Here is a 10046-nt window from a genome sequence, read left to right on the forward strand (position 1 = left end):
CACCAAGACGAGCCTTATCGTCGCCGCCGTCACATGTGTATAGGAGACAGGGGGGGGGACGTGGTGGGTCCCGGTGGCCGACGGGCCCTCTCTTCACAAATTCACATGCGAGGAAGGCGTTGGCAAGGCGAAACGGGGGAGATCTTTCGGCCGTCACCCTTCCAGCTGCTGGCCGCCCACGTAATAGAGCAATTCCTCGTGCAGGATGCCGTTGGAGCTGGCGGCCGAACCGCCGAGCACCCCGGGTGCCCCGTCGACCGAGGTGAACATGCCGCCGGCCTCGGTGACGATCACCGCCAGCGCCGCCATGTCCCACAGCGACAGCTCCGGCTCGGCCGCCAGGTCGCAGGCCCCCTCGGCGACCAGCATGTGCGACCAGAAGTCGCCGTAGGCGCGGGTCCGCCAGCAGGCGCGGGACAGGTCCAGGAAGGCGTCGAGCTTGCCGTACTCCTCCCAGGACACCGTGGAGCTGTAGGCCAACGAGGCGTCGGCTATCGTCGCGATCTTGGAGACGCTGCAACGCGCCGCCGAGGCCAGCGAGCGCCCGGTGAACGCGCCGCCGCCCTTGGCCGCCCACCAGCGCCGGCCCAGCGCCGGGGCCGACACCACGCCGGCCACCACTTCCTCGCCCTCCATCAGGCCGATGAGGGTGGCCCAGACCGGGACCCCGCGTACGTAGTTCTTGGTGCCGTCGATGGGATCGATGATCCACTTGCGCCCGGTGGCGCCGGCCGCGGTCTCCCCGAACTCCTCGCCCAGCATGGCGTCGCGCGGGCGGGCCCGGGACAGCGCCGAGCGGATCGCCTCCTCGGCCGCCTTGTCGGCGTCGGAGACCGGGGTCATGTCGGGCTTGGACTCCACCCTCAAGTCGCGGGCCTTGTACCGGCCCATGGTGATGCTGTCGGCGGAGTCCGCGAGGACGTGGGCCAGCCGGAGGTCGTCGTCGAAGGCGGTCATGGGTCACACGATAGGGCGAATCCGCGACTCGCCGCGCCGGCCTCCCAGGATCCGCGCGCCATGCTCACTAGGCTGGCCGTATCTTCCGACGAACATCACCCCCAGGCCTGACGCCGTCCCGACGGACCCCGATCCCGTCGCCGCGGCGCCTTCGTTCCTGGCTGGGTTTCGGCGAGGACGCGGCCCCGGGCGCGGACGGGCGTCCGGCCATGTTGGAGCTGACCTCTTCGGCTTCGCCTTTGAACCCGCCCGAGACTTCAGCCTCAATCTCAACCTCAACCTCGGCCTCGAATCCGGCCGGGACTCCGGCCGGGACTTCGGCCGCGGCCGCGACGCCGAATTCGAGTTCGACGCCGAATTCGAGTTCGCCGTCTGCTCCCCGGCCCGCGCCGCCGACGCCGTTCGCGGGCGTGCGCCGGGGCAAGGAGCGCGTGGACCGGCTGCCCGCGGACTTGCTGGAGCCGGTCGTCGAGCCCCGTTGCACCATCGACGGCTGGACCTACGCCGGCACCGAGCTGGCGGAGCGCTTCCCGCCGCAGGTCGAGGCCGAGCTGGCGCAGGCCGTGCACATGATCTGTGCCGGGCTGGCGACCGCGTGGAACTACCGGCGGGCGACGCAGCTGCTGGAAGGGCAGCGTGCGTACTCCCAGGCGTACGCGGTCCTGGAGACCTGGGCCAACGAGGGGCCGGACCCCGATCCCACGGTGCCGAAATGGCGGGCCCGGCTGGCCCGGGCGGTGCTGGCGAACGCCGACGCTTGACAGCACGCCCGGCCCTGTCAAGCTAGCTTCATGGGTTCCGCACGCGAAGCACTGCTCGACGCCGCCTACGAGGCCATCGTCGCCGGCGACTGGTCCAGCGCCCGCATGGCCGACCTGGCGGCGCGCGCCGGCGTCTCGCGCCAGACCCTGTACAACGAGTTCGGCAACCGCGACCAGCTCGCCGCCGCCCTGGCACTGCGCGAGGCCGAGCGGTTCCGTGAGCTGACCGGCCGCGCCGCCCGCGAGGCCCCCGGCGACGACGTCGGCGCGGCCACCGCGGCCTCGGTCACCGCCGCCCTGACCGCGGCCCGGGACAACCCGCTGATCAAGGCCACCCTCACCGACGACACCTCCGGCCTGCTGCCGTATCTGACCACCCGGTCCGAGGCGATCATGGACGTCTTCCGCGAGGACTCCATCGCCGTCTTCACCGAGCGCTGGCCGGAGTTGGCCGACCGTCCCGAGGTCCGCGCCGAGGTCGGCTGGATCAGCGAGACCGCCTTCCGCCTGGTGATCAGCCATCTGATCATCGCCACCGAACCCGTGGAGACCACCAGCGAGCACATCGCCGAAGTGGTCCGCCGCCTGATGAGGAACCTCAAGACGGACGAGTGATCGAGTAACGACAGGAGCCCGACGTGTCCACTCACGACCTGTACACCCTCCCGGCCGACCACGAGACCTGGAACGTCGCCAACACCGGCTACTCCCGCTTTAACTGGGAGTACGACGACGGCCGGGACCGGCTCCTGCGCCTGTACCAAAAGGGCAAGGACAAGCAGTGGGACCAAGTCACCCGGATCGACTGGGGCATCGAGGTCGACCCCGACGACATCCTGGGCTTCCCGCACGAGACCTCCCCCCTGTTCGGCTCCGAGATCTGGGACCGGATGACCCCCGAGGAGCACAACGAACTGGGCCGCCACCAGATCGCCTGGCAGTTCTCGAACTTCCTGCACGGTGAGCAGGGCGCCATGATCTGCTCCGCGCGCATCGTCGAGTCCGTCCCCGACCTCGACGCCAAGTTCTACGCCGCCACCCAGACCATGGACGAGGCCCGCCACGCGGAGATCTACAGCCGCTTCCTCAAGGAGAAGGTCGGCCTCTTCTACCCGATCAACGACCAACTCAAGGCGCTCCTGGACGACACCCTGTCCGACTCCCGCTGGGACATGCCCTACCTCGGCATGCAGGTCCTCATCGAAGGCCTGGCCCTGGCCGCCTTCGGCGTCATGCGCGACCTGACCGACATGCCGCTCCCGAAGCAGATCCTGGCCTACGTCATGCAGGACGAGGCCCGCCACGTGGCCTTCGGCCGTCTGGCGCTGCGGGACTACTACAAGGAGCTGACGCAGGCCGAGCGCGACGAACGCGAGGAGTTCATTGTCGAAGGCTGCTACCTGATGCGCGACCGCATCAACGGCCGCGAGGTCTACGAACACCTGGGCCTCCCGGTCGACCGCTGCATGGAACTCAACGAGCACTCCGAGTACTACACGGCCTTCCGCAACCTGCTCTTCACCCGGATCGTGCCGACGGTGAAGGACATCGGGCTGTGGGGTCCGCGGGTCCAGAAAGCTTATGAGGACATGGGGGTGCTGAGCCACGCCGCGGCCAACGTCGAGGACCTGATGAAGGCCGACGAGGACCTGGCTGAGCAGCTGGATCGGGAGAAGCAGTTCAAGGCCGAGGAGGCCACGCGGGCCGCGGACGTCGAGACGACCATCGCCACGGGTGCGCAGGAGTAGAGCGCCGGCGCTATCTGATATACCCCGACCACGTGGCCCGAGCCCCCGCGTCCCCGACCCGCACCGTCTGCACCACGGCCGCGACCGCGGCCACCGTCGCGATGATCGCGAAGACCGTGGTCAGCGGCGGCCGCTCGTACTTCTCCGCCAGCACCAGCAAGATGGCGGCGACCAGCAGGCCCAGGACGTACCAGATCAGCGTCATGCCGAGGTTCTTGTGGTCGATGACCTGCTTCAGGGTGCGCAGGCCCGGCTGGTTGTTGAAGAACTGCTCACCGGTGATGCGTGCGATGTAGGTGCCGACCACGGCCAGGGCGTCGACGATGATGATCGCCAGCCCGGCCTTCCCGGAGCGCCACTGCGGGCGGACCGACATGCCGACCGTGGCCAGCGCGGCCGCCGGGATGCCCACGACTACCAGATGGATCACCAGGATGTGCGTGGGCAGGTCGAAGATCTTGTAGGTCACCGATGCCTCCGTGTGATGCGTGTGCTGGAGCTAACGTACGGCACCTGTCTACGGGTTCAATGCGGAGGCCAGCTGATTAGCGGCGCGCAGGCCGGCTGTCTTAGCGGCCCATGCGCCGGGCCCAGAATTCGGCCTGGGCGTCGGCGGTGTCGTTGAAGAACTCGAGGATGCCCTGCGAGGAGAACGTCTCCACGCCCGTGACGTCCCGCGTTTCCAGCACCGCCTCCCCGGGCACCTGTCGCGCCCGCTCTATAGCGTTCTCTGTAGAGCTCGGAGCGCCGTCTGTAGAGCCTGGAGCCTCTACCTCCACCCCGCGCCCCAACAGCCGCATATCGGCCACCAGACACGTCACGGCCCCCGCCGCGTCCCGCCCGATCCACACCGGATACGACCCGTCCCCCTTCCCGCTCGGGAACGTCAACAGCTCCGCGATCCCATCCCTGGGGATCGTCGCCTCGGCGGCCTCAGCATCGTCCGCATCCTGATACGCAGCCAGCGCCACCACCGCGGAAGCGTCCATGAACGCGGCAGTCCCCGAGTCCACCACGAACCCGAAGAACTCCGACGCCCCCAGCAACCGCTCATCCTGCCCCGGCCGCAACGCCAACTCCCACGTCTGCGTCGCCGCCCCGCTCACCACCACCCGGGCCGCCGCGACCACGTCCACCTGCCGCCCCGCACCCCGGATCCGCGCGGTCTCCATCGCGTACTCGCCCGGAGCGAGGGTGACCGTATAAGGCGCCGCCGCCTGTTCCCCCTGCAAATCCACCGTCGCCGGATCCGCCGCCACGACCCGCCCGGTCGTCAACCGCAGCCGCCCGACGGCCCCCGGCTCCCGCACCTCGAACACTTCACCCTGTCCGTTCCGGATCCGCGCGCCCGCGACGAACAGCGCCTCCAACGCCGTCGGCTTCGCCCCTTCAGGGGCGCTCCACGGCGCCCAGAACGCCCCGGTGGCCTCCGTCTCCGGATCCGGCGCCGTGCCGAACTCCAGCGGCTCGAAGGCGCCGAGCAGCCACCCGTCCACCGGCCACCGGCCGAACTCCAGCAGCGGGATCCGGTGCAGCGGCCCGGGCAGCTTCACGTAGCTCGTGAACTGTCCCCGCCGCGTGTCGTCCAGCGTCGCCCGCACCGGCTCGTCCGGCCAGAACCGGAACGTGATCCGCAGGTCCGCCCCGAACTCCGGCTCTTCGTCCTCCACGTGCCGCCACGCTTTGAGCTCGCGCAGCATCAGGTGGTCGCCGAGGTCCCGGTAGGAGAACTTCAGCGAGCGCCGGCCCGCCAAGTCGAAGGAGAACACCCCGACGTACCCGGCCCCGGTGTCCACCTGGACCAGCGCCCGGGGCTCGGCATCGATACTGAGCAACACCGCATAGCGCCGCCCCGCGGAGTGCCGCTCGCGTGCGGTCTCTTCCTTGAGCGGCCGGAACATCGCATGGGCCGCGGCATCCCAGCCCTCGCAGTACGCGACCTCGACGCGCGTCGCCTCCATCCCCAGCCTTCCCCTATTCCACAGCCTTCTTCAACGCCCCGATCAGCAGCGTCAGATCGGTCGGTCCGCTGTCCGCGTCCCGCCGGGCGCGCACCGCGCGCACTGGATCCCCCAGTTCGTGCCAGTCCTGAATGCGCACCATAGGCCGATTCGCCGGCGAAGCCGAGGACGTCATCGGAACCCCGATACCCGCGGCCTGGAACGGCACTACCGCCCCCGACGGCAGCTTCGCCTGCGCCCGCCCCGGCAGATGCGGTCCGCCCGGCGCCGTGGTGGCCGCTCCGGCACCCAGTACCAGCCGCGACGCCTCCGGGCTCGACGTCTGCATCGCCACCCGCAGATCCGCGGCCAGGCACACCGGCGCGTTGAGCGCGGCCAGGAAGGCCCGCTCCCCGGTGGCGTTCCCGGGGGCGCCGTAACCGGCGGTCTCGATGACCGAGGCGCCCAGCACTATCCGCAGCCCGAACCGCCGCCCCCGGTCGGCCAGCCCGGCCAGCGCCTCCACGAACGCCGGGTGCTCGGCGGCCAGCGCGGTCAGATTGTCGACGGCCAGCAGTATCCGCGGCGGCATCCTGCGCCCCGCGTTCATGCCGACCGGGACCAGGGCGGTCGACTGGCCGCCCTGGGACGAAGACATGGACGGCATCGGCTGCACCGAAGGATTCCCCGGCATCCCGGCGAAGCCGACGCCGGAATCCTCCTCCGGCGGCCACTCCCGCTGATCCAGTTCGTACTCCAGCCGCCGCACCAGCCGCTCCAACGCCTCCTCGCCGACCGCGGAGGCGTCCACGTACTCGAATACGTGCGGCAGGTCCTCGCAGGACGCCAGCGGCTTGCCCGGGCCCGCCGACACCAGCGCGATGTCCAGGGTGTCCGGGTGGTTGGTCGCGGCCTGTCCGGCCACCACCGCCCGCACCAGCTCCGACACGCCCGAACCGGCGTCGCCGCCGATCAGCACGTGCGCCGGCTCGGCGGCCAGCGGGCCGTCGGCCACCCGGCCGAGCGCGATCCGCGGCGTCGCCGGGTGCGCGTCCCAGCGAGCGGACAGCTTGGCCGGGGTCAGCAGCTCCAGGCCGAGCAGTTCCAGCAGCCGCACCTGCTCCGGCAGATGCGACGCGGGGGAGACCCGGTCGATGCGGGTCTGCTCGTCCGGGGACGTCGGGACGTCGGTGCGGTCCCGCAGCGGCGCCAGCGCCCGGGCGAAGCGGTCCGCCCACGCCACCGACACCATGTCGGCCACCGCGCCCTCGACCGGCGCGAAGTGCGGGGCGTCGACCCGGAGCCGGGAGTTCACCTCACCGCCTAGTGTGACCATCGCACCGGTCTGTGCCGGAAGATCGCTGGGACGCTCGGCCACGCACAGCGTGAACACCCCGGCCGCCGGCCCCTCGCTCAGCACCTCGTTCAGCTCCGGAGAGCCGGTCAGCGCCCGGATCGGGTCGACGACCAGCACCACCGCGCGTCCGGAATCCGGGGTCGAGGTCTCGCCCGGCCCGGGTGGGGGCGTGCGCCCGGTCCGCTGCCGGATCCGGTCGACCAACTCCGTCAGCCGGGCCCGCGCCTGCTCCGGGCCCAAGCCCAACAGCCGCGAGCAGTCCTGGTCGTCCTCGGGGACCAGGTGCGGCAGCCACCGGGTCCAGCGCCAGTTCTCCTCGCCGGCCGTGGCGCCGTTCCCGACGGCGCTCTCCGGGGCGAGCATCACGATCTCGACGTACTTGGGGCTGTGTGCCCCGGCTACTTGCGCGAGCGCGTAGCGCGCCAGCCGCGCCAGTTCCGGACGCGGCCCCACTAAGCCGACCACCCCGCACTGCGCCAGGTCCACGGTCACCGGCACGGTCGGCACCCGCGGTTGCACGGCCTTGCCGCCGACCACGGTCACGTTCGACGGCAGCGCCCCTGTGCCGAGCCGCAGCCGCAGGAAGTCCGGCTCCCCGGGACGGCGTTCCCAGAGGCGCGCGTCGGGCCGTACCGCGGACACCAATAGGGTCGCCGGGTCCGGGGCCGCCTCGCGCCGGATCCGGGCTTCGGCGGTGAGTGCGCCGGCGATGCGCCGGTCCGCTTCCGCGCGCTCCCTCTCGTACTGTTCCATCGCGATACGGCGCGACGCGGGGCGTCCCTTGTCGGTAGGCCGGGGCGGGAGGTCGATGCGCACTTGGGGCGGATCGGCCGGACCGCGTCCCCAGCCGACCCGGCCGACCGACACGTGGCCGCTTCCGTCGGGGTGTACAGGGAGGTCCGGAACGCCGCCAGCCTCAACGGAGAGAGCTATAGAGGATTCGCCCATACGCAATAGAGAGCCCGGGCGCATCTCTACCGGAGCGCCCCCTACTTGCGCGCCGTCCAGGGTCATCCCGTTGGTCGACCCGAGGTCGCGTACGTAGACCCGCGTGTACTCGTGTTCGTGGCGTACCAGGAGCTCGGCGTGGATCCGGGAGATATCGGGATCATCCACCCTGATGTCGGCGTCCGCCCCGCGCCCGATCCGGATCGGGAGTTCCTCACTGTGTTTGCCCGCTCCCTCCCTCGCTCTTGAATATCCGTCATCCTTTTGAGCGAGGAGGTGAACGCCTCCGGCGTCCGGCCCGGACACCACATATAGCGCGAGATTGCCGATTAAGGTCGCGGGTGTGCCGGGCACGTCCAGCCACAGCCGCGCACCGTCCACGAGCAGCGGCCGGCCCAGCGGCGCGTCGTCCTCCAGCGGGTCCAACCCGGCGAACAGGCGCCCCGGCGCGCTGACCCCCGCAGCGGTGCGCAACTGCTGCGCTACAGAAGAAAGAGTGGCGCCCGGCTCGGCGGTCACTAGAACGTCAGCGGAAGTCTGTCGGGATCCTTGGGTTCGGGTGACGGTGAGCCGGATCTGCATGGGGTGCATCCTCGCATGAGGTGACAGCTACGCGACACGGATGGCCTCTCAAGCCATAGTCTTTGCCCTGGAGGGTTCTTCTTAAGCTGCCCAGGCGTCTATAGAGAGGGTTCTCCGTGTCGCGCCGAGCGTGTGTGGAGTGCGCGGGTTAACAGCAGTGGTCCTTGGTACTTGGGGGGATGAGGAGCAGCGTGGGCAGGGCGATCGGAAGCAGGTACGAGCTCGACGACGAGATCGGCCGCGGTGCCTTCGGCGCGGTCTGGCGCGGCCGGGTCCGGGCCACCGGCGAGGCCGTCGCCATCAAGGTGCTCCTTGAGGAGTTCGCGGCCGACGCCGACGTGGTGACCCGGTTCCTGCGCGAGCGCGCGGCCCTGGTCGGCCTGAACCACCGCTCCCTGGTGCGGCTGCGCGACCTGGTGGTCGAGGGCGACATCCTGGCGCTGGTGATGCAGCTGGTCGAGGGCCCGGACCTGAAGAAGTACCTGGCCGGGCGCGGCCGCCTGGAGCCGGACGAGGCCGGGCTGCTGGTCGCCGAGGTCGCCGAGGGCATGGCGGTGGCGCACTCGGCCGGCATCGTGCACCGCGACATCAAGCCGGCCAACGTGCTGCTGGAGCAGGCCGACGGCGGGCTGCGGCCACTGCTGACCGACTTCGGCATCGCCCGGATCGCCGACGCCCCCTCGGTGACCCGCACCCACCAGGTCGTCGGCACGCCGTACTACCTGGCGCCGGAGGTGGTGGCCGGGAAGAAGGCCACGCCGGCCGCCGACGTGTACGCCGCCGGCGTCATGCTCTACGAGCTGATCACCGGCCACCCGGTCTTCCGCGGCCCGGACGCGGTCAGCGTCTTCCGCCAGCACATGAACACCGTGCCGGAGCGGCCTGCCGAGATCCCGCAGCGGCTGTGGCCGGTCATCGCCGCGGCCCTGGTCAAGGAGCCGGAGGCGCGGCCCTCGGCGACCGTGCTGGCCGCCCAGCTGCGGGCCGCCATCGGCCGCACCCCCGAGGGCGCCGACGGCGAGCCCACGTACCACCTGCCGGTGGAGGAGCGGTACGGCACGCTGCGCCTGCCCCCGATGGTCGGTGCCGCCGCGGCCGCCGGCGGCGACGTCTCGATGCCCGGCCAGGGCCCGGCCGTCCCGCCCTCGGCCGGCGCCCCGACCACCGCGCTGCCCGCGGTGTCCCCGGCCGCCGCCGCGGCCGCGGCCAAAGCGGCCTCCGCCGCGGCGTCCGCCATCGAGCCGACCATCCCCGTGGTCCGGCCCGCGGCGGCCGCCTCCGGCCCGCTCCCGCAGCGCCAGGCCCGGGTCGACGGCAAGATCGCCGGCTGGGACGCGCCCTCGGAGCCGGACGCCATCGGCGCCGGCGTGTCCCGCCGCCCCGCCGAGCCCGGCAAGGTCCCCGGCTGGGACGCCCCGTCGGACCCCGACGCGATCGGCGCCGGCGTCTCCCGCCGCGCGGGCGGCCCGCCCCAGCCGATGCCGCCGCAGATGCAGCGCCAGCTGGAGCAGCTCCACAAGGAGCACCAGCCGGACTCGGCCGCCTCCCACCAGCAGCGCCTGGCCTCCTACCCGCCGCAGCCGCAGTTCGCCCCGCAGGGCTACCAGCAGCCCGGTCCCCAGGGCTACCAGCACCCGGCGCCGGGGCAGCCGTACCAGGCCCAGCAGCCGAGCTACCAGCCCACGCAGTTCCAGGGCAGCGCCGCCGCCCCGCCCCGGCCGGTCGCCCAGGCGCCCAGGGAGCTGTCTCTTAT

At 71.5% G+C, this 10046-nt stretch carries 9 protein-coding genes; 4 read left to right on the plus strand and 5 right to left on the minus strand.

The window, feature by feature from the left end; genetic code table 11:
• Window positions 1-153: 153 nt before the first annotated feature.
• Both hisN and IZR01_RS44790 read right to left on the minus strand, forming a co-directional pair.
• Window positions 154-957, minus strand: a complete 804-nt coding sequence (hisN, locus tag IZR01_RS44785; protein WP_194896346.1) for a histidinol-phosphatase — start codon at window positions 955-957, stop codon at window positions 154-156.
• A 67-nt stretch (window positions 958-1024) separates the two neighbouring features.
• A complete protein-coding gene (locus IZR01_RS44790; protein WP_194927386.1) occupies window positions 1025-1381 on the minus strand; it encodes a hypothetical protein in 357 nt (118 codons plus the stop codon).
• Window positions 1382-1388: 7 nt separating this feature from the next.
• Here IZR01_RS44790 and IZR01_RS44795 point away from each other — a divergent pair, with 7 nt between their 5' ends.
• From IZR01_RS44795 to IZR01_RS44805, 3 genes are read left to right on the plus strand one after another with little or no spacing between them, the layout of a single operon-like run.
• The gene (locus IZR01_RS44795; RefSeq protein WP_194927387.1) at window positions 1389-1718 is read left to right on the plus strand and encodes a hypothetical protein; all 330 of its coding nucleotides are present in this window, start codon (window positions 1389-1391) and stop codon (window positions 1716-1718) included.
• Window positions 1719-1748: 30 nt separating this feature from the next.
• Window positions 1749-2333, plus strand: a complete 585-nt coding sequence (locus tag IZR01_RS44800) for a TetR/AcrR family transcriptional regulator (RefSeq protein WP_194927388.1) — start codon at window positions 1749-1751, stop codon at window positions 2331-2333.
• Window positions 2334-2356: 23 nt separating this feature from the next.
• On the plus strand, window positions 2357-3466 hold the full coding sequence (locus tag IZR01_RS44805; protein ID WP_194927389.1) for a ferritin-like domain-containing protein: 1110 nt from the start codon (window positions 2357-2359) through the stop codon (window positions 3464-3466).
• Window positions 3467-3476: 10 nt separating this feature from the next.
• Here the strand turns inward: IZR01_RS44805 and IZR01_RS44810 are convergent, their stop codons facing one another.
• The 3 genes from IZR01_RS44810 to IZR01_RS44820 form a co-directional block, all read right to left on the minus strand.
• The gene (locus IZR01_RS44810; RefSeq protein ID WP_194896341.1) at window positions 3477-3935 is read right to left on the minus strand and encodes a DUF2231 domain-containing protein; all 459 of its coding nucleotides are present in this window, start codon (window positions 3933-3935) and stop codon (window positions 3477-3479) included.
• 100 nt (window positions 3936-4035) lie between these two features.
• The gene (locus IZR01_RS44815) at window positions 4036-5427 is read right to left on the minus strand and encodes a DUF4241 domain-containing protein (RefSeq protein ID WP_194896340.1); all 1392 of its coding nucleotides are present in this window, start codon (window positions 5425-5427) and stop codon (window positions 4036-4038) included.
• Between the two features lie 13 nt (window positions 5428-5440).
• Complete coding sequence (locus tag IZR01_RS44820) at window positions 5441-8185, minus strand: FHA domain-containing protein (RefSeq protein ID WP_228561286.1); 2745 nt, start codon at window positions 8183-8185, stop codon at window positions 5441-5443.
• A 299-nt stretch (window positions 8186-8484) separates the two neighbouring features.
• On the opposite strand from IZR01_RS44820, the gene IZR01_RS44825 reads away from it, so the two are divergent.
• Window positions 8485-10046 (plus strand): serine/threonine-protein kinase (locus tag IZR01_RS44825; protein ID WP_194927391.1); only part of this gene is annotated, 1562 nt, incomplete at its 3' end.

Source organism: Catenulispora pinisilvae, from assembly GCF_015356865.1.
Classification (GTDB): Bacteria; Actinomycetota; Actinomycetes; order Streptomycetales; family Catenulisporaceae; genus Catenulispora; species Catenulispora pinisilvae.